Raw genomic sequence first — 19176 nt, 5'->3', positions numbered from 1 at the left:
CGTGTCCCGCTTTCCGTTGCAATCCACGCAAAAAAGCGTGGTATTTTCACTGCAATAGGGATTAATTGGTTAAGTTCAATAAGTAAAAAAAATTCTTTGATCTGTTATTAAAGGAATTGTATCTACTTCCTTGAAATAATCAATCAGCACATTTCTTAATTTGTAATTTAAATCATAAGTAGCAATTCCTTTTTTGAAGAAATTCATGCTGTCGCCTCCGTTTGCCAAATAATCGTTGGTGGCAACATAATATACGGCGTCTTTTTCGACTGGTTTTCCCTGAATTAAAATGCTTTTGGCAACATTATCCTTGCTAATGGTAAAGGTAATTCCTGATATTGGATGCGGTTTTTTGGCTGCGATAAAATAGTCGACCAATTCAAATATTTGTTCTCCCTTTAATGCTATAACTACAAGACCATTTTCAAAAGGCATTATTTCATAAGCCGTTCTAGTGGTAACATTCCCCTTTGGAAGGATGGAACGAATGCCTCCGTGATTCAGCAAACATAAATCGATATTCCTTTTTTCTCGAGTTTGAAAAACTGAATTTCCTAGTTCAAAAGTGACATCTGCCATTAAATTGCCAATGGTGGTTTGCCATTTCCCCATACTTTTGTCCAATGTCTCCGGACAATAGGCCAAGACACTGTCTAAATCTTTGTTGATGTGTTCTCGGTAGGGCTTGATAAAGTTTTCGATTTGCCTAGCCTGCTCACTCTGCGAGCCCGAGTCAGGAACTTGATTTTCCTTTTCGGTAATTGTTATTTGTTTCCCCTCTATTTTGGAGACCTGATAATTTTGTTTGCCGCAAGAAATAGTCAAAAAAAGTGTTAAGAATATAACAAAAAGTTTTAAAACACAATTATACTTTTTTAGATTTACCATCTGTAATGCGACTTAAATTAATTAATTTTGTAACCAAGTAAAAATAACATGTTTTTAAACTATATAAAGGATTTTTTTTTAAAAAGAATTTTAAAAAACAGTTTGCACAATGTAAAGAGCAGCACACTGACGGCCTCTATACAAACGGTTGGATTGCTTGTTGATGAAAGCTATTTTTTTGAAAAAGAAGCCTTGGTAAAAGAATTAATTGCTAATGGAATTTCCGAAAGCAACATAAAAATTATCGTTTACAAAGATAAATTGAAAAAAAATGAACTGTTTTCGCAACCAATATTTGGTATTAAACATCTCAGCTGGAAAGCTGAAATTACCAACCCAAAGGTTAAGGATTTCATCAATGAAAAATTTGATTTATTAATAAGTTATTACGATGTGGAAAAAGCAATTTTACTAAACATAACCCACAATTCAAAAGCACAATTTAAGGTTGGTTTTTCATCTGTAGACAAAAGATTGAATCATTTGATGATCAATACCAATGCCGAAAATTATAAAGTTTTTGTTCACGAATTATTCAGGTATTTAAAAATTTTAAACAAAATATAATCCAATATGCAATCATTAATAGGAACTGGTGTTGCCCTTGTAACCCCTTTTAGAAAAGATTTTTCAATTGATACGGAAGCATTAAAAAGAATAGTAAATTTCTCAATCGACGGTGGAGTTGAATATCTTGTGGTACTTGGCACAACAGCGGAAAATGCCACATTGTCACACGACGAAAAGGAATTGGTTATTCAAACCATAATCGAAGCCAACAATGGAAGATTGCCATTGGTGCTTGGACTGGGAGGTAACAATACTTTAAAAGTTGTCGAGGAACTCAAAACCAGGGATTTGTCACAATTTGTTGCTATACTTTCAGTATCTCCATATTATAATAAACCGACACAGGAAGGGATTTATCAACACTTCAAAGCGGTTGCCGATGCCTCGCCAATTCCGGTTATTTTGTATAATGTTCCCGGAAGAACGGCCAGCAATATGTTGCCATCGACTGTTTTGCGTTTGGCGAATGATTTCAAAAACATCGTAGCCATAAAAGAAGCCGCTGGCGATATGGTGCAAGCCATGCAATTGATGAAAAACAAGCCAAAAGATTTTCTTGTAATATCGGGCGACGACATGATAGCTTTGCCTATGGTTTTAGCTGGAGGCTCTGGCGTTATATCGGTGATTGGACAAGGTTTTCCAAAAGAATTTTCCGAAATGATACGATTAGGCCTAAACCGAAAAGTTGATGATGCCTACAAATTACAATATCTTTTTTCAGATTGTATCGACATGATTTTCGAACAAGGAAATCCTGCGGGAATCAAACAAGTGTTCCAGTCACTGGGAATAACAGAAAACACGGTGCGTTTGCCATTGGTAAAAGTAGACGAATCCTTAGCTGGTAGAATTGATCAATTTGTTAAAAAAATCAATAAAATAGCTTAAAAACCCTCCTTTTTTTTAGCAAAAAATATATTTTGTAGTGGCTAAATTAATAACTAAATTTGCCACCTAAACTTCGGTATGATTTTTTGAAAGTTGAGAGTAACCAATAAATCATAAAAAAAGAAAAAAAATGAAAAAAATAATATCTCTATTGCTTGTTGTTACCCTTTTTTATTCTTGTGGTGAATATCAGAAGGCTTTGAAAACCGAAGATGTTGCAATTAAGTTTGATATGGCCACTAAATTATATGATGCTGGAAACTATTCGAAAGCGATTCGACTTTTTGAACAAATTACACCCGCCTACAGAGGAAAACCGCAAGCCGAAAAATTGTTTTATATGTTTGCCCAATCCTATTACAAAACAAAACAATATTATTTGGCAGGATACCAGTTTGAAAGTTTTGTTTCGGGTTATCCAAAGAGCGAAAAAATTGAAGAAGCAGCATTTTTGGGAGCAAAAAGCTTCTCGATGCTGTCGCCAGTATATAGTTTAGATCAAGCCGATACTTTCAAGGCAATAGACAAGTTACAGTCATTTATAGATTGGTATCCAAATTCGGGATATTTTGTTGAGGCCAATAAAACGTTAAAAGTATTAAATGAAAAAATAGAGAAGAAAGTGTTTGAAAATGCAAAGGGATACAATACTATTTTGGATTATAAATCGGCATTGGTAGCTTTAGATAACTTCATAGCAGATTATCCCGGAACATCTTTCAAGGAAGATGCTTTATATTATAAATTGGATTCGGCTTATCAATTGGGAGTAAATAGTATTCCTTTGAAAATGGAGGAACGACTAAATGTTGCAAAAACGGCATACAATAATTTGATAAAATTTAAAGCCGATACACGATACAAACAGAAAGCGGACCAAATGTTGGTTCAAATTGAAAAAAAATTACAAAATTTTACTAAATAAAATAAAGCCATGGATTTAAGAAAGACAAATGCTCCAGTAAATACAATAACATATAATAAAAATATTATTGAAGAGCCAACTGGTAATGTATATGAAGCTATAACAATTATGGCTAAAAGAGCAAATCAAATCAATTCTGAAATCAAGAAGGAATTGACTGAAAAATTGGAGGAATTTGCCACATATAATGACAGTCTTGAAGAAGTTTTTGAAAACAAGGAACAAATAGAGGTTTCAAAATTTTACGAAAAATTACCTAAACCACACGCTTTGGCAGTTCAAGAGTGGTTAGAGGGAAAAATCTACCACAGAGACGCAAATAAATAATATATAATGTCAGTTTTAAGCGGAAAAAAGATTTTACTGGGAATTTCCGGTGGGATTGCAGCCTATAAAACAGCTTCATTAGTACGACTTTTCATAAAAGCAGGTGCACATGTCCAAGTGATAATGACACCTGCTTCTAAGGATTTTATAACGCCTCTTACCTTATCTACCTTATCAAAAAATCCTGTTTATTCCAGTTTTTTTAACCGGGACGAAGAAAACGAAAATTGGAATAGCCATATCGAATTAGGCCTTTGGGCTGATTTAATGGTTGTTGCCCCTGCAACGGCAAATACACTGTCGAAAATGGCAAACGGTATTTGTGACAACCTTTTAATTGCAATTTATTTATCGGCAAAATGTCCTGTTTATTTTGCGCCAGCCATGGATTTGGATATGTATATTCACCCATCTACAATTGGGAGTTTTAAGGCATTGGAACAATATGGAAATATAATGATTCCTGCTGAAAGTGGCGAATTGGCAAGCGGTTTATCCGGCGAAGGAAGAATGGCCGAACCAGAACATATAGTAGCATTTTTGGAAGCCGATTTAGAAAGTAAATTGCCTCTCAAAGGAAAAAAAATATTAATTACTGCCGGCCCAACATACGAAGCAATAGATCCTGTGCGTTTTATAGGGAATCATTCTTCGGGAAAAATGGGTTTTGATATTGCGCAATGTGCGGCAAATCTTGGTGCCTCGGTAATCCTGGTTTCCGGACCTTCCCATTGTACTATTGAGAATAGTTTGGTAAAAGTTGTTCGCGTAGTTTCGGCACAGGAAATGTATGATGCTTGCCATCAGTATTTTGCCAATGTTGATGTGGCGATTGCGGCAGCAGCAGTTGCAGATTATAAACCAAAAAATGTATTCTCGCAAAAAATAAAAAAAGCGGCCGATGATTTTACCATCGAGCTCGAAAAAACGAAAGATATTCTAGCTTCATTGGGAGAAATTAAAACGAATCAGTTTTTAATTGGATTTGCATTGGAAACAGAAAATGAAATTGAAAACGCAAAGTTGAAAATCCAGAAAAAAAACCTAGATTTGATAGTTCTGAATTCTTTACAAGATCAAGGTGCCGGTTTTGGAAAATCAACCAATAAAATCACTTTTATTGATAAAAATTTCAAGGTCCAGCCTATGGAATTGAAATCGAAAGAAGCAGTTGCCAGTGATATATTAAACAAAGTAGTAGCACATTATGCGTAATATTTTTAGTTTATTTTTAGTACTGATTTTCAGTTTTACTCAAGCCCAAGAATTGAATTGTACCGTGACGGTGAATGCGCAAAAACTAACTAATGCAAACCAGCAGGTTTTCAAAACCTTGGAAACGTCATTAAGCGAGTTTGTGAATCAAACGCACTGGACCGGACAAACATTTAAACAAAACGAAAAAATAAATTGTTCGATGTATATCACTATTTCATCGAATAATTCAGATCAATTTGTGGCTACCATCCAAGTGCAATCTTCAAGACCAATATATAATTCGTCATACGCCTCGCCAATATTAAATTTTAACGATAAAGATTTTAATTTTAAATATGCCGAGTTTGAAAGTCTAAATTTTAATCCAACCTCTTTCGAATCAAATCTTGTGTCCGTAATTTCTTTTTATAGTTATGTAATTTTAGGTATGGATGCCGATACTTTTTTAACTGAATCGGGGGATACGTATTTTGAAACGGCCCAAAATATATTAAATGTTGCACAACAAAGTGGATATAAAGGATGGAACCAAGCCGACGGAAATCAAAACCGATATTTTTTGATAAACGACTTGCTATCGCCAGCATTTACCGAGGTGCGACAAACTATGTATAACTATCATACAGGATTGGATTTGATGAGTCAAGACCTGAAAGCGGCTAAAGAAAAAATTAAAAAGTCATTACTCGATCTTGGAAAATTAAATGCATCAAGGCCAAATGCTTTCTTGACACGAGTATTTTTTGATGCAAAATCAGACGAAATTGTCTCCATTTTTTCTGGAGGTCCAAGCATTCCAATCACGGATTTAGTCGATAATTTAAACAGAACATCTCCTTTGAACTCCAGTAAATGGGTGCTGATTAAATATTAATTGATTTTATTCAATTTATAAATTAATTTTAGCCTCTCATCACAAAAACTATATAAATGATTACTTCCCTGTCAATAAAAAACTATGCTTTAATAGAGAAATTAGCCATCGATTTTTCGAAAGGTTTTTCAATTATTACTGGGGAAACCGGAGCAGGTAAATCAATAATATTAGGAGCTCTGGGTCTGGTTTTAGGAAAAAGAGCCGATTTGACTTCTTTGAAAAACAAAGAAGAAAAGTGCGTCATAGAAGCCCATTTTGAAATTTCAAAGTATAATTTACTTCCTTTTTTCGAGGCGAATGATTTAGATTACGAAAATGAAACCATCATTAGACGAGAAATTTTACCTTCGGGAAAATCCAGGGCTTTTATCAATGACAGCCCGGTAAATCTCCAAGAATTGCAGGAATTGAGTTTGTTTTTAATCGATATTCATTCACAGCATCAAACACAAGAACTTTCGGATGAGAATGTCCAGTTCGAAATTATTGATGCAATTGCCAACAATCAAGAGACTATTTTGGATTACCAAGCACTTTTGAAAAGTTATAAATCGGATAAGTCCAAATTAAATATACTTCTTAAAAAACAATTTGAATCCGCAAAAGAACTGGAATACAATACTTTTTTATTGGACGAATTAGTTGCGGCGCAATTGAAATCCGGTGAGCAAGAATCTCTTGAAGCTGATTTTGAAAAATTGAACAATGTCGAAATTATAAAGGAATCAATCGATAAATCTTTGGCTATTGCCAATGAAGAGCAAATTGGAGCCCTTCATAATCTGAATGAAATTAAGGTTTCGTTGCAAAAAATCGCTTCTTTTTCTCAAGAATACCATTCCTTGTTGGAAAGAATTACTAGTCTAACTATTGAATTTGACGATATTTCGGACGAGTTGAATCGTTGCTCGGAAAAACTCATCAATGATCCGGAACAATTGGATTTAATCAGCCAGAAATTGCAGTTGATTTACAATTTGCAAAAGAAACACCAAGTTTCCTCGGTTGATGAATTGATTGAAATCCAAACCAAGTTGGAAAATGCTCTTTTGGAAATAGGGAATTTAGAAGGAGAAATACTGGAATTGACAAATTCAATTCAACAAAAAACGGAGGGATTGGATATTTTATCGGATACAATTCATGGGGAAAGATTGAATTCCATTCCGGTTTTATCCCAGAAGTTGATTGCGATTTTGGAGACTTTGGGGATGCCTAATGTCCGTTTTAAAATTGACATTAATTCCACTTCAACTTATTTCGAAAACGGAAAAGATGAACTTCAGTTTTTGTTTTCAGCCAATAAAGGAACTGATTTTGGATTATTGAAAAAAGTGGCTTCCGGCGGCGAAATGTCAAGAATTATGCTTGCCGTTAAGGCAATTTTGGCACAATATTCAAAACTACCAACTTTGATTTTTGATGAAATTGATACGGGGGTTTCAGGAGAAATTGCCATAAGAATGGGCGAAATTATGAAGAAAATGAGTCAGGAGATGCAAATATTTGCCATTACTCATTTGCCGCAAATTGCCGCAAAAGGTACGGCACATTTCAAAGTTTCCAAATCAACAATTGGAGAAGACACACAATCTGAATTAAAATTATTATCCATTGAGGAACGAGTAGTTGAAATTGCTCAAATGTTATCGGGAACCGTCGTTTCTGATTCGGCATTAAACCACGCAAAAGCCTTGTTGAACTAAAGAAATGACTTATATTTGTCAACTCAAAAACCGAATAATAGAATAACCGAATAACCTTTACAAATATGATTATAGAACCAAGAATGAGAGGATTTATTTGTTTGACAGCTCACCCAAAAGGATGCGAACAAAATGTAAAAAATCAAATCGAATATATCAAATCAAAAGGACCAATTGATGGACCTAAAAAAGTTTTAGTGATTGGTGCTTCAACCGGCTTCGGTCTAGCTTCAAGAATTACAGCTGCTTTTGGATCGGATGCTGCAACGATTGGTGTGTTTTTCGAAAAACCTCCATTAGAAGGAAGACCAGGTTCACCAGGATGGTATAATTCGGCTGCATTTGAAAAAGAAGCCCATAAAGCGGGTTTGTATGCAAAAAGTATTAATGGAGATGCTTTTTCAAACGAAATCAAACAGCAAACATTAGATCTTATAAAAACCGATTTAGGTCAGATAGATTTAGTGATTTATAGTTTGGCCTCTCCTGTTCGTGAGCATCCAATTACGGGAGTTTTGCATCGTTCGGTATTGAAACCAATTGGAACCACTTATACCAATAAAACCGTTGATTTTCATACAGGAATAGTTTCCGATATTAGTATTGAACCTTGTCTAGAGAACGATATTGTCAATACAGTTGCCGTAATGGGCGGCGAAGATTGGGCTATGTGGATGAATGATTTAAAAGAAGCTAATCTACTTGCGCCAGGGGCAATGACGGTGGCTTATTCATATATTGGACCATCATTGACCGAAGCCGTTTACAGAAAAGGAACCATAGGTCGTGCAAAAGATCATCTAGAGGCCACAGCTTTTGCCATTACGGATAGTTTAAAATCTATCGGTGGAAAAGCGTTTGTTTCCGTGAATAAAGCTTTGGTAACACAAGCAAGTTCAGCTATTCCAGTTATTCCTTTGTACATATCGTTATTGTATAAAATAATGAAAGAAGAAGGAATTCACGAAGGTTGCATCGAACAAATTCAGCGTTTATTTCATGATAGACTTTATACCGGTAACCCAATTCCAACGGACGAAAAAGGTAGAATTAGAATTGATGATTGGGAAATGCGTTCCGACGTTCAAGAAAAAATCGCTAATTTATGGAAACAAGCCACTACAGAAAGTTTGCACGAAATAGGAGATTTGGAAGGATATAAGCAAGATTTCTTAAACCTTTTTGGCTTTGAATTTGAAGGAGTGGATTATGACGCAGATGCTGACGAAATGATAGGTATTTCGAGCATAGTTTAATGAAATAATAAGTATATTTTAAACATATAAATTTCAAAACCACCACGCAAAGCGTGGTGGTTTTTTTATGGATAAAGATTATCTTTGTTAAAATTTTCAAGTGTAAAAGTATAAACCTTAATCCAAGATTATGTTATTTTCTTTAATCATTCCAGTTTACAATCGCCCAGATGAAGTTGACGAACTTTTGGAGAGTTTATCACGGTTAGATTATAATGAAAATTTTGAAATTGTAATCGTGGAAGACGGTTCTTCATTGAAGTGTGAAGACGTGGTACATAAGTATCGTGAGAAACTGACCATTTCCTATTATTACAAAGATAATTCCGGTCCCGGGAATTCGAGAAATTACGGAATGAAAAAAGCAAAAGGGGATTATTTTATCATTTTCGATTCGGACTGTATTATTCCAAAAACCTATTTGACGGAAGTTGCCGAAGCTTTAAAACAAAATTACGTTGATTGTTTTGGTGGTCCCGACAAGGCGTTAGACAGTTTCTCGGACATACAAAAAGCAATCAATTTTGCAATGACTTCTTTTCTTACCACTGGTGGTATTAGGGGCGGATCCGAGAAGATTGACAAGTTTCAGCCAAGAAGTTTCAATATGGGTTTGTCTCGAAAGGCATTTGAAGCGTCTAACGGTTTTGGGAATATTCATCCTGGTGAAGATCCTGATTTGTCAATACGATTATGGAATTTAGGTTTTGAGACCAAGCTTTTTCCAAAAGCATTCGTCTATCACAAAAGAAGAATCGACTGGAAAAAATTTTATGTTCAGGTGAATAAATTTGGCAAGGCCAGACCAATTTTGAATAGTTGGTATCCTAAATATAACAAACTCACTTTTTTCTTTCCATCTGTTTTTATAATTGGATTCATTGTTGCGCTATTATTATTAATTTTCAATCACGATTTATTGCTTCAATTGTATTTTGGTTACTTTTTGGTACTGTTTTTGGTGTCAACATATCAAAATAAAAGTTTGAAAATTGGCTATTTATCGATAAAAGCGGTTTGGAAACAATTTTATGGTTACGGAACTGGATTTTTGGAATCATTTATAAAGATTGTCATTTTGAAACAAAAACCGCAAGAAGCTTTTCCAGAGTTGTTTTTCAAAAAATAATATGACAAAAATAATTGGTTTAACAGGTGGAATTGGGAGTGGAAAAACCACAGTTGCCAATCATTTTATGGCGGCGGGCATTCCTGTTTACATAGCTGATGATGAGGCAAGAAAAATTATGCAATCGGCAGAAATTATAAATGAGATTAAAAAAACATTTGGCAACACCATTTTTGAAAACGATATCTTAAATCGAGAAAAACTGGCCGGAATCGTGTTTAGTAACCCTGATAAATTAAAACAACTCAATGCCATTATTCATCCTGCCGTAAAAAAACATTTTGGAGGCTGGATTTTAGACCATAAAAATTCTCCATTTGTTATTTATGAAGCTGCAATTTTATTTGAAAGCGGCAGTTATAAAGATTGCGACTTGATAATAACGGTTACCGCACCACTGGAATCAAGGATTCAGAGAGTACTTCAACGAGACAAAACCACTCGTGAAAATGTTTTGAAAAGAATGGATATACAATGGAATGATAATCAACGCATATCAAAAAGTGATTATGTTATTGAAAATGTTAATCCTGAAACTACGAAATCAGAAGTTGATAAAATTCTTAAAATTTTGAATATTCAATAATTCAGGACTTTGTTGTTAATCTTTGGTTAATTTATTATTAATTATACTGTTAAAATACTAATTTTGTATCGATGAATAAATTATTTTTTAGAATACTTGTATTGCTGATGAGTTTATCCCTAATTGGGATAATTTTAGTTCAAGTGTATTGGTTTAATACTTCATTTAAAAATAACGACGAACAATTTAAATTCCATGTTAAACAAGTTATAGGAGATGTGGCCAATAAACTTCAAAAACAAGAAGCATATAGTTTTTATGACAAGTACAATCATTATAAAGACAGCACTGGAAAGATTCCCCAAAAAAATGATTTATTAGAGTTTTATTACGTTCAAAAAAATCCTAGAACCAATAAAACAATCATATATTCAAACAGTATAATTTCTGAAGATTACGACATTTCTTCTACGTTCTTTGATAAAAAATTAGACAGTGTAAAATTTAAAAGCTTTAATTCTAAGCGTGTTACAGAAGTTTACAACAATAAAAATATCGATAATTCGAGTGTTCAGCGAAGTTTGGTACCCGATGTGAAGATCCAAAAATCAGGAAATTTGGATATCTTGGATAATGCCCAGTTTGAAATTTTCTTTAAAGATATTGCTTCCACGATGCCAATACAAGAAAGAGTTTCAAAAGAGAATTTAGCCAAACTTTTGAAGAAAGAATTAGAAGAATATGGTGTAAAGACACGATTCGAATATGGTATTTATAGTAATGGATTGGCAACAAAAGTAAAATCGGATGGGTTTAAATATGATAAAAATACAACTTATTCGATTCCAATATTTTCTGATAATGAAGGAAATAGTAAATATCAATTATTAGTTTCATTTCCCCAAAAAAAGAAGTTCTTGTTAACAGATCTTATCGGAATAACCCTATTGTCAATCATTTTTACGTTGATAATTATTGTTGCTTATACAAGTGCATTGAACCAGTTGATCCGTCAACGTCATATATCTGAAATAAAATCAGATTTTATCAACAATATGACGCATGAGTTTAAAACTCCAATTGCAACGATAAACTTGGCTTTGGATGCCATTAGAAATCCAAAGATCATAGATGATAAGGAAAAGGTTTTGAAATATTTGCAAATGATTAAGGAAGAGAATAAACGGATGCATGCCCAAGTTGAAAATGTATTGCGAATCTCTAAATTAGAAAAAAAAGAATTAGATATTGTCAAGGAATCTAGCAATATCCAAGAGATTATAGAAGATGCTATCGAGCATGTAAGTTTGATTTTAGAAGATAGACAAGGAACAATAACGAAACATTTTGATGCCGTTCGAACAAGTGTTTTGGTAAATGAAGCCCATTTTATAAACGTTATTGTAAACGTCTTGGAGAATGCCATTAAATATTCGCCTAATGTTCCCAAAATTGATGTTTTTACAGAAAATGTAAAAGATTTCATAATCATTAAAATAAAAGATAACGGAATAGGAATGAGTAAGGTTGCCCAGAAAAGGGTTTTTGAAAAATTTTATCGAGAACATACCGGAGATGTGCATAATGTTAAAGGCCACGGATTAGGATTAGCTTATGTAAAAAAGATTGTAGATGACCATAATGGTCAAATTTTTGTAGAAAGTGAAAAGGGGAAAGGAAGTACCTTCATAATAAAAATACCATTAATAAATTAAAAATATGGAAAATGTAAATAAAAGAATACTTTTAGTTGAAGACGACCTAAATTTTGGTGCAGTGCTAAAAGATTATTTAATGCTAAATGATTTTGATGTCACTTTGGCAAAAAATGGAATGGAAGGCTTTGAAAAATTCAAAAAAGATCCGTACGATTTATGCATTTTGGACGTGATGATGCCTTATAAAGACGGCTATACTTTAGCTAAAGAAATAAGAGAAAAAAATCAAGAGGTGCCAATTATTTTTTTAACAGCTAAATCCATGAAAGAAGATGTATTGAAGGGTTATAAAGCCGGAGCCGATGATTATTTGAATAAACCCTTTGATTCAGAGGTATTATTATTGAAAATTAGAGCCATAATTCAAAGAAAATCTTCTGCCACAAAAGCCGAACCAGTACAATTTGAATTTAATATTGGTAAATTTCATTTGAATTCGAAACTGCGATTTTTAACTTTTGACAATGAAGAACCCATTAAATTGTCTCCCAAAGAGAATGAACTATTAAAAATGTTGATTCTTCATGAGAATGATTTAATGCCAAGAGAATTGGCCTTGACAAAAATTTGGAGAGACGACAACTACTTTACTTCAAGAAGTATGGACGTTTATATCGCCAAATTACGAAAATACCTCAAACCAGATCCAAATGTGGAAATTCTAAATATTCACGGTGAAGGATTTAGATTGGTGGTTAAAAAATAATATTGTAGGATATAAAAAAATTTAGAGCTTCCAGCCAATCAAAGGCCGGAAGCTTTTATTTTTAAATATTTATTTCAAATTCAGTTGCAAAGCAAAACACGTTTTGTCCTCTTTTGTTATGCTAAAAATCATTGCATCCGAAGTCAGATTTTCATGAATAACAACTTTGTCTTTCAATGATAATTCCTTTAAGAAATTCATTTCAAAACTCTCAATTTTCCGATTCAGAATCAATTCTACATTCACAAAATCCAAACACCATTCCAAATATTTTACGTTATTCACGTGATTTACAATATCTAAATCCGAAAGGGCAACGGTTTTTTCAAAGACTATTTCTGTGTCGTTATTTAAATTAATTTTGGAAAAAGTTTTATGGGTTGCTTTATTTTCAGGATATAAATTAAAATGTTCGTATGGCAAAGCCAATGCTTCCGGTCGCCTGGTTTTAGTATTAAAAACCGCCCAGAAAGTTTCGGAACCCACAATTTTATTTCCATTGACATACATTTCCAAAGCACGCACGGAACGGGAATTTTCAAGTGTATTAATCCAGGTTTTTACTGTTACAATGTCTTTCCATTTTGGTAATTCTGAAATCTCCACTCGCATTCTGCTCAAAACCCAGGCTTGATCGAATTTCTGCATATCCGAAAAGCTAATGCCTCCAATTTCTGAATGTTCCGCCGCAGTCAACTGCAAAATGTTGCACAAGTCAGTATATTTTAAATACTCGTTTGGCATACATTGTTTAAAATTGATTTCCCAATCTTTACTGAGTATGGATGTGAAATTTGGAGCTATTGGCATTTTTGAATTAGGATTTTAGATTTACGAATTAGGATTTTGTTATTGCTAGGAACAAAGTAATCTATTCCGGAATTCGAGTTACGGTTTCATTAATATGTTTTATGATTTCCTTTCTATCGGTTAAATAATCAAACCATTTTGTGTCTTCATTTCTCTTGAACCAAGTGAGTTGTCTTTTGGCAAATCGTCTGGTGTTTTTCTTGATTTCTTCGATGGCAAATTCCAATGTGATTTCGCCGTCAAAATAACTGAACAATTCTCTATAACCCACAGTTTGCAAGGCATTCAAGTCCTTGTGGGGGAATAATTTCATGGCTTCCGCCAATAAGCCTTCGTTTATCATACTATTAACGCGCTGGTTAATTCTATCATAAATCACGCTTCTTTCGGCATCCAATCCGATAAGAATAGGAGTGAAGTTTCGACTATTTTTCTTCTGGTTTAAAAACGAAGAATAGGGTTTTCCAGAACCGATACAAACTTCCAAACCTCGCATCATACGTTGCGGATTTTCTTTGGCAACAACTTTAAAATAATTTGGATCCCGTTTTTCTAGTTCGGTTTGTAAATAGTCTAAACCAAATTTTTCATAGTTCTGTTTTACTGCTGAACGAACCGCAACATCAATTTCGGGAAACTCGTCAAATCCCTTTAAAACAGCATCAACATACAATCCAGAACCACCAACCAAAACAACAAAATCATTGTTCAAATACAATTCAGCCAGTTTAGCGATAGCTTCTTTCTCGAAATCACCAACGGTATAATTCTCAAAAATCGATTTATTTTGTATAAAATGATGTTGTGCTCCAGCTAATTCCTCTGTTGAAGGAACAGCGGTTCCAATATGCATTTCCTTGAAAAATTGCCTACTGTCGCAAGAAATTATTTCACAATTGAAATGTTGTGCCAAAGCAATACTCAAGGAAGTTTTTCCTATGGCTGTTGGTCCGACTATCGTAATTAGATATTTAGCCATCCTAGAAATTTACTACTTTCAAGTACTTGTTTTTACGGAGATAGGCTTGAATACTATTTCGAGTATCGCGATTGCTTTGCATCGGGATAATGATATTTCTCAAAATTTCGATAGTATTGATTTGGTAATTCAAATCATAAAAGGCGTAACCTTTGTAAACTCCATTTTCAACCAAAATAGCACTACGTTCGGTAATTGTCCGTCCTTTATCCACAATCACCAATGTTTTGTTTTCAAACAGATTTTTGTCGATAAAAGTTTGGACTCGTTCATTATATTCTACGGAAGAGATTTTTCCAACACAAGCACCATCACATTCGTTAATAGTATGCTGAAAACAATGCGTTTTAGTTTGGTACAAACCAGTCAATTTTTGACATAATTGGTATTGAGAACTTATTCTAAACAAAGCGTCTTTTCCTTCTTGAAAAGAGGTATAGGATTTTATTTCTTTTTTCCTGCCGTCCGCTTTTTGTAATTTTAAATTCAGATAACCATTGGCATCTTTCTCGGCATATATTGCCCAAGAAAAATTACTTTTTGGAGACATTCTATTATAAATGGGTCTGTTGATTTTGATTTCTTCGGTTTCTTTTAAAAGCGCAATCAATTCGCTTCCTGTTTCTTCATAAGTCACGGTGAAAACTTCATTTTGAATTTTCTTGGCACTTTTTGTAATTCCTGTGAAATGTTGATTGACTCTCTTTTTGATGTTTCGGCTTTTGCCAATAAACATTAGGCTGCCATCTTCACGATGGATGTAATAAACGCCTGTTTTTGAAGGCAAACTTTCAACGATATCCATCAATTTAGGAGCTATTCCCTTTTGAATTTCAAATTTGATGAGCTCTTTGACGATTTCTTTATTTAAATCTTTGTCCAATAGCATTTTGAATAATTTCACGGTTGCCATTGCATCGCCGCTGGCACGATGTCTGTCTGCCATTGGGATTCCCAAAGCGCGAACTAATTTACCTAAACTGTGCGAAGGTTGTTCAGGTAATAATTTTTTGGATAATTCGACCGTACAAAGTGTTTTTACATTAAAATCATAACCCAAACGGCGAAATTCGGTACGTAAAATTCGATAATCGAAATCGGCATTGTGAGCCACCAAAACGCAATCGTTGGTCATTTCTATAATGCGTTTGGCTACCTCAAAAAACTTTGGGGCAGAGCGCAACATTGCATTATTTATTCCGGTAAGTTTTACGACAAAAGGCTGAATAGGGATTTCGGGATTGACTAAACTGATGAATTGATCCACGATTTCGTGGCCATCAAATTTGTAAATGGCGATTTCGGTAATTCCTTCCTCGTTAAATTGTCCTCCTGTGGTTTCTATGTCAAGTATTGCGTACAAAATAGGTATTCAGTGTTCAGAAATGAGTATTCAGTTTGTTGTTGTCATCCCGAGCCTTTCGACTTCGCTCAAGACAGGCTAAAGGCGAGGGACAATTATCTTCCTCCAAAGATACGACTTCCTATCCGAACCATCGTGCTTTCGCATTCAATTGCGAGTTGATAATCGCCAGACATTCCCATTGACAACGTAGAGACGCACTTTGTAGAGACGCACTGCAGTGCGTCTCTACCGGATCCACCATTACGTAATTTATCAAAAATGGTTTTCAAATGGGTGAATTCTTTCCTGATTTGTTCTTGGTTATTCGTAAAAGTCGCCATTCCCATTAATCCGACAATTCGAATGTTTTTCATTTCCTGAAATGTTGAAGAAGTCAGGATTTCGTTAAGTTCGTCTTCGTCGAGACCAAACTTGGTTTCCTCTTCGGCAATGTGTATTTGCAACAAGCAATCGATGATTCTATTGTTTTTTTGTGCTTGTTTGTTGATTTCTTCCAATAATTTCAAACTATCAACACCGTGAATCAAGCTCACAAATGGTGCCATAAATTTGACCTTGTTCGTTTGGACGTGGCCAATCATATGCCACTCGATGTCCTTTGGCATCGCTTCCCATTTCTCGGCCATTTCCTGGATTTTGTTTTCGCCAAAAATGCGTTGACCCGCATCATAAGCTTCCATCAAATCAGGAATGGGTTTGGTTTTAGAAACCGCAACTAAGGTTACGTTTTCGGGTAAAGAGGATTTTATTTTGAGGAGGTTTTGTGCGATTGACATATTAAATAAACTGTTTCGAGATTTTTTCCGCCTTTTTACTTTCGCTATAATCATAAAAACCTTCGCCAGATTTTACACCTAGTTTTCCGGCTCGAACCATATTGACTAATAAAGGACAAGGCGCATATTTTGGGTTTTTGAAACCATCATACATCACGTTTAAGATTGCCAAGCAAACGTCAAGACCAATAAAATCAGCTAATTGCAATGGCCCCATCGGGTGACCCATTCCGAGTTTCATTACGGTGTCAATTTCGTAAACGCCGGCCACTTTGTTGTATAATGTTTCGATGGCTTCGTTAATCATTGGTATCAAAATTCTGTTGGCAACAAAACCGGGATAGTCATTTACTTCAACTGGAGTTTTTCCCAGTTTTTCAGATAAATCCATAATGATTTTCGTCACTTCGTCGCTCGTGTTGTAACCCCGAATGATTTCGACCAATTTCATAATGGGTACGGGATTCATAAAGTGCATCCCGATAACGCGTTCCGGATGAACCACAACAGCACCTATTTGCGTGATGGAAATAGAAGAAGTATTCGTTGCCAAAATCGTATTGTGCGAACAAGCCTCGTTCAATTGCTTGAAGATATTGAGTTTCAAATCCACGTTTTCGGTGGCTGCTTCAACAACCAAATCCACGCCAACAACACCATCTTTGATGTCGGTATACGTGATGATATTGCCGATGGTTTTGAATTTATCTTCCTCGGTGATGGTTCCTTTGGCAACCATTCGGTCTAAATTTGCAGCAATGGTAGCCATTCCTTTATCCAATGATTTTTCGGAAACATCGATAAGTTTTACGGCAAAACCACTTTGTGCAAAAGTATGCGCAATACCATTGCCCATTGTTCCCGCTCCAATTACGGCTATTGTTTTCATATTATACTGTTGGATTAAAATTGAAGAATTTATCTAAATCTTCTTTTATTATTTCGTATTCATTTTCATTGATATATTTATTACTGTATAGCCAAATATATCTTTCGTATTGAACATTATAGGGTAAAACAGGGTCAATTTTAAAATATTTTTTTCTGAAAAATTCGATTTGTTTTTGATAGATTAATTGAATGAATTTATCAACTTCCACGGCATTATTTTTAGTGTAGATAAAGTATAAAAGTTTAGAGGAATCTATGTGTTTTTCATTATGACCATCAAGAAATTTTTTTATAATACCCAAAAACAATAAGCAAGTAGTAAACAGGATATATTGAACTAAATCAGGATTAAACTTATAAAAATCGAAAATAGCTAACAAGATAAAATTAACGTTTATAAGTAAAGATGCAAATAAAATTAATGTTGTTTTCCCTGGTTTATTTTTATTAATATACTGTGTTTTTTGAATTTCTTCTAATGGAATATTATATTGTATTTTATGTTTTTCGGTGTTTAGGTCTACATTTATTTCATCTTCTAAAATCTCAAATAATTGCTTTTGATTTTTAAACTTGATTTCTAATTTGTTTTCCATTAATTACTTCTTAAAACAATCAATAATTTGGTAAGCCACTCGCAATGCTTCCGTCGCTTGTTCCAATGTTACAACTGGAGTGGTGTCGTTGTTGATGGCATCGGCAAAGGATTCCAATTCGTCAAGAATAGCGTTGTTTTGCTCCACATCAGGATTAGAAAAGTAGATTTGTTTTTTTACGCCTTCGGCATTTTGTAGAATTATATCAAAATCTCCGGGAATTTCGGGAGCATCTTTCATTTTTACGACCTCGCATCTTTTCTCCAAGAAATCGACCGAGATGTAAGCATCTTTTTGGAAAAAGCGTGATTTACGCATATTTTTCAATGAAATTCGGCTGGCCGTTAAATTGGCAACGCATCCGTTTTCGAACTCAATTCGAGCATTTGCAATATCTGGCGTGTCGCTAATTACTGCAACTCCGCTGGCATTAATTGATTTCACTTTAGACTTTACCACGCTTAAAATCGCATCAATATCGTGAATCATCAAGTCGAGAACCACGGGAACATCGGTGCCGCGAGGGTTGAATTCTGCCAAACGATGCGTTTCGATAAACATTGGATTTTCAATCATATCCTTGGTCGCCTTGAAGGCAGGATTGAACCTTTCGACGTGACCTACTTGACCTTTTACGTTAAATTCTTTGGCTAAAGCAATGATTTCTTCGGCTTCGGCAACAGTATTTGAAATGGGTTTTTCTATAAAAACGTGTTTGCCGGATTTGATGGAAACTTTGGCACATTTGTAATGCGAAAGCGTTGGCGTCACGATATCAATCACATCGACAGCGTGGATTAAAGTGGCAATTGTCGAGAACTTTTTATAGCCAAATTCCTTGGCAACTTTATCGGCATTTTCTTGATTTTCATCATAAAAACCAACCAATTCATATTTCTCGGATTGTTGTAATAATCGTAAATGTATTTTTCCAAGATGTCCTGCACCTAAAACGCCTACTTTTAACATAAAATGTATTTTTAACAAAAATATAATTTATTTGCTTAAAGTATGAAGTTTA

General features: G+C 34.4%; 20 protein-coding genes. 12 read left to right on the top strand and 8 right to left on the bottom strand.

Annotated features, from left to right (window positions below; genetic code table 11):
* Window positions 1–75 precede the first annotated feature (75 nt).
* Window positions 76–888, bottom strand: coding sequence for a 5'-nucleotidase C-terminal domain-containing protein (locus tag B2145_RS06730; protein ID WP_291100004.1), 813 nt, complete (start codon window positions 886–888; stop codon window positions 76–78).
* A gap of 48 nt (window positions 889–936) precedes the next feature.
* Here B2145_RS06730 and B2145_RS06725 point away from each other — a divergent pair, with 48 nt between their 5' ends.
* The 12 genes from B2145_RS06725 (at window position 937) to B2145_RS06670 (ending at window position 12737) form a co-directional block, all read left to right on the top strand.
* Window positions 937–1455, top strand: a complete 519-nt coding sequence (locus tag B2145_RS06725; protein ID WP_291100001.1) for a DUF6913 domain-containing protein — start codon at window positions 937–939, stop codon at window positions 1453–1455.
* Window positions 1456–1461: 6 nt separating this feature from the next.
* On the top strand, window positions 1462–2349 hold the full coding sequence (gene dapA / locus B2145_RS06720; protein WP_291099998.1) for a 4-hydroxy-tetrahydrodipicolinate synthase: 888 nt from the start codon (window positions 1462–1464) through the stop codon (window positions 2347–2349).
* Between the two features lie 130 nt (window positions 2350–2479).
* On the top strand, window positions 2480–3274 hold the full coding sequence (locus B2145_RS06715) for an outer membrane protein assembly factor BamD (RefSeq protein ID WP_291099994.1): 795 nt from the start codon (window positions 2480–2482) through the stop codon (window positions 3272–3274).
* Between the two features lie 9 nt (window positions 3275–3283).
* The gene (locus B2145_RS06710; RefSeq protein ID WP_291099992.1) at window positions 3284–3601 is read left to right on the top strand and encodes a DNA-directed RNA polymerase subunit omega; all 318 of its coding nucleotides are present in this window, start codon (window positions 3284–3286) and stop codon (window positions 3599–3601) included.
* Window positions 3602–3607: 6 nt separating this feature from the next.
* Window positions 3608–4816, top strand: a complete 1209-nt coding sequence (gene coaBC / locus B2145_RS06705; protein WP_291099989.1) for a bifunctional phosphopantothenoylcysteine decarboxylase/phosphopantothenate--cysteine ligase CoaBC — start codon at window positions 3608–3610, stop codon at window positions 4814–4816.
* The gene (locus B2145_RS06700; RefSeq protein ID WP_291099986.1) at window positions 4809–5693 is read left to right on the top strand and encodes a DUF4835 family protein; all 885 of its coding nucleotides are present in this window, start codon (window positions 4809–4811) and stop codon (window positions 5691–5693) included. Before coaBC ends, B2145_RS06700 begins: the two co-directional genes overlap by 8 nt.
* Window positions 5694–5749: 56 nt before the next feature.
* Window positions 5750–7402 carry a DNA repair protein RecN gene (gene recN / locus B2145_RS06695; RefSeq protein ID WP_291099983.1) on the top strand — a complete coding sequence of 551 codons (1653 nt, stop codon included), beginning with the start codon at window positions 5750–5752 and terminating at the stop codon, window positions 7400–7402.
* A gap of 65 nt (window positions 7403–7467) precedes the next feature.
* Window positions 7468–8658, top strand: coding sequence for an enoyl-ACP reductase FabV (gene fabV / locus B2145_RS06690; RefSeq protein WP_291099980.1), 1191 nt, complete (start codon window positions 7468–7470; stop codon window positions 8656–8658).
* Between the two features lie 130 nt (window positions 8659–8788).
* Window positions 8789–9787: a glycosyltransferase gene (locus B2145_RS06685; protein ID WP_291099977.1), complete on the top strand. Its 999-nt coding sequence runs from the start codon at window positions 8789–8791 to the stop codon at window positions 9785–9787.
* A gap of 1 nt (window position 9788) precedes the next feature.
* Window positions 9789–10373: a dephospho-CoA kinase gene (gene coaE, locus B2145_RS06680; protein ID WP_291099974.1), complete on the top strand. Its 585-nt coding sequence runs from the start codon at window positions 9789–9791 to the stop codon at window positions 10371–10373.
* 71 nt (window positions 10374–10444) lie between these two features.
* On the top strand, window positions 10445–12028 hold the full coding sequence (locus tag B2145_RS06675; RefSeq protein WP_291099972.1) for a sensor histidine kinase: 1584 nt from the start codon (window positions 10445–10447) through the stop codon (window positions 12026–12028).
* 4 nt (window positions 12029–12032) lie between these two features.
* Entirely contained in the window at window positions 12033–12737 is a 705-nt protein-coding gene (locus B2145_RS06670) for a response regulator transcription factor (RefSeq protein WP_291099969.1), read from the top strand.
* A gap of 69 nt (window positions 12738–12806) precedes the next feature.
* Here the strand turns inward: B2145_RS06670 and B2145_RS06665 are convergent, their stop codons facing one another.
* The 7 genes from B2145_RS06665 to B2145_RS06635 form a co-directional block, all read right to left on the bottom strand.
* A complete protein-coding gene (locus tag B2145_RS06665) occupies window positions 12807–13547 on the bottom strand; it encodes an acyl-[acyl-carrier-protein] thioesterase (RefSeq protein ID WP_291099967.1) in 741 nt (246 codons plus the stop codon).
* 61 nt (window positions 13548–13608) lie between these two features.
* Window positions 13609–14526, bottom strand: coding sequence for a tRNA (adenosine(37)-N6)-dimethylallyltransferase MiaA (gene miaA / locus B2145_RS06660; RefSeq protein WP_291099965.1), 918 nt, complete (start codon window positions 14524–14526; stop codon window positions 13609–13611).
* Between the two features lies 1 nt (window position 14527).
* The gene (locus B2145_RS06655) at window positions 14528–15889 is read right to left on the bottom strand and encodes an exonuclease domain-containing protein (RefSeq protein ID WP_291099963.1); all 1362 of its coding nucleotides are present in this window, start codon (window positions 15887–15889) and stop codon (window positions 14528–14530) included.
* 95 nt (window positions 15890–15984) lie between these two features.
* Window positions 15985–16668, bottom strand: a complete 684-nt coding sequence (locus tag B2145_RS06650) for a YggS family pyridoxal phosphate-dependent enzyme (protein ID WP_291099960.1) — start codon at window positions 16666–16668, stop codon at window positions 15985–15987.
* 1 nt (window position 16669) lies between these two features.
* Window positions 16670–17557 (bottom strand): 3-hydroxyacyl-CoA dehydrogenase family protein, encoded by an 888-nt coding sequence (locus B2145_RS06645; RefSeq protein ID WP_291099958.1) that lies wholly within the window; start codon window positions 17555–17557, stop codon window positions 16670–16672.
* 1 nt (window position 17558) lies between these two features.
* The gene (locus B2145_RS06640) at window positions 17559–18155 is read right to left on the bottom strand and encodes a hypothetical protein (RefSeq protein ID WP_291099955.1); all 597 of its coding nucleotides are present in this window, start codon (window positions 18153–18155) and stop codon (window positions 17559–17561) included.
* Between the two features lie 3 nt (window positions 18156–18158).
* Complete coding sequence (locus B2145_RS06635; protein ID WP_291099952.1) at window positions 18159–19124, bottom strand: Gfo/Idh/MocA family protein; 966 nt, start codon at window positions 19122–19124, stop codon at window positions 18159–18161.
* Window positions 19125–19176 lie beyond the last annotated feature (52 nt).

Source organism: Flavobacterium sp. UBA5153, from assembly GCA_002413745.1.
GTDB lineage: Bacteria > Bacteroidota > Bacteroidia > Flavobacteriales > Flavobacteriaceae > Flavobacterium.
Note: the sequence above shows the minus strand (reverse complement) of the source record. Positions and strands in the feature narration are given on the sequence as shown.

What these genes read in the sequence shown, in the direction of transcription:
- B2145_RS06730 (WP_291100004.1), bottom strand. Translation starts at nt 888, where the DNA reads ATGGTAAATCTAAAAAAGTATAATTGTGTTTTAAAACTTTTTGTTATA.
- B2145_RS06725 (WP_291100001.1), top strand. Translation starts at nt 937, where the DNA reads ATGTTTTTAAACTATATAAAGGATTTTTTTTTAAAAAGAATTTTAAAA.
- dapA (WP_291099998.1), top strand. Translation starts at nt 1,462, where the DNA reads ATGCAATCATTAATAGGAACTGGTGTTGCCCTTGTAACCCCTTTTAGA.
- B2145_RS06715 (WP_291099994.1), top strand. Translation starts at nt 2,480, where the DNA reads ATGAAAAAAATAATATCTCTATTGCTTGTTGTTACCCTTTTTTATTCT.
- B2145_RS06710 (WP_291099992.1), top strand. Translation starts at nt 3,284, where the DNA reads ATGGATTTAAGAAAGACAAATGCTCCAGTAAATACAATAACATATAAT.
- coaBC (WP_291099989.1), top strand. Translation starts at nt 3,608, where the DNA reads ATGTCAGTTTTAAGCGGAAAAAAGATTTTACTGGGAATTTCCGGTGGG.
- B2145_RS06700 (WP_291099986.1), top strand. Translation starts at nt 4,809, where the DNA reads ATGCGTAATATTTTTAGTTTATTTTTAGTACTGATTTTCAGTTTTACT.
- recN (WP_291099983.1), top strand. Translation starts at nt 5,750, where the DNA reads ATGATTACTTCCCTGTCAATAAAAAACTATGCTTTAATAGAGAAATTA.
- fabV (WP_291099980.1), top strand. Translation starts at nt 7,468, where the DNA reads ATGATTATAGAACCAAGAATGAGAGGATTTATTTGTTTGACAGCTCAC.
- B2145_RS06685 (WP_291099977.1), top strand. Translation starts at nt 8,789, where the DNA reads ATGTTATTTTCTTTAATCATTCCAGTTTACAATCGCCCAGATGAAGTT.
- coaE (WP_291099974.1), top strand. Translation starts at nt 9,789, where the DNA reads ATGACAAAAATAATTGGTTTAACAGGTGGAATTGGGAGTGGAAAAACC.
- B2145_RS06675 (WP_291099972.1), top strand. Translation starts at nt 10,445, where the DNA reads ATGAATAAATTATTTTTTAGAATACTTGTATTGCTGATGAGTTTATCC.
- B2145_RS06670 (WP_291099969.1), top strand. Translation starts at nt 12,033, where the DNA reads ATGGAAAATGTAAATAAAAGAATACTTTTAGTTGAAGACGACCTAAAT.
- B2145_RS06665 (WP_291099967.1), bottom strand. Translation starts at nt 13,547, where the DNA reads ATGCCAATAGCTCCAAATTTCACATCCATACTCAGTAAAGATTGGGAA.
- miaA (WP_291099965.1), bottom strand. Translation starts at nt 14,526, where the DNA reads ATGGCTAAATATCTAATTACGATAGTCGGACCAACAGCCATAGGAAAA.
- B2145_RS06650 (WP_291099960.1), bottom strand. Translation starts at nt 16,668, where the DNA reads ATGTCAATCGCACAAAACCTCCTCAAAATAAAATCCTCTTTACCCGAA.
- B2145_RS06645 (WP_291099958.1), bottom strand. Translation starts at nt 17,557, where the DNA reads ATGAAAACAATAGCCGTAATTGGAGCGGGAACAATGGGCAATGGTATT.
- B2145_RS06640 (WP_291099955.1), bottom strand. Translation starts at nt 18,155, where the DNA reads ATGGAAAACAAATTAGAAATCAAGTTTAAAAATCAAAAGCAATTATTT.
- B2145_RS06635 (WP_291099952.1), bottom strand. Translation starts at nt 19,124, where the DNA reads ATGTTAAAAGTAGGCGTTTTAGGTGCAGGACATCTTGGAAAAATACAT.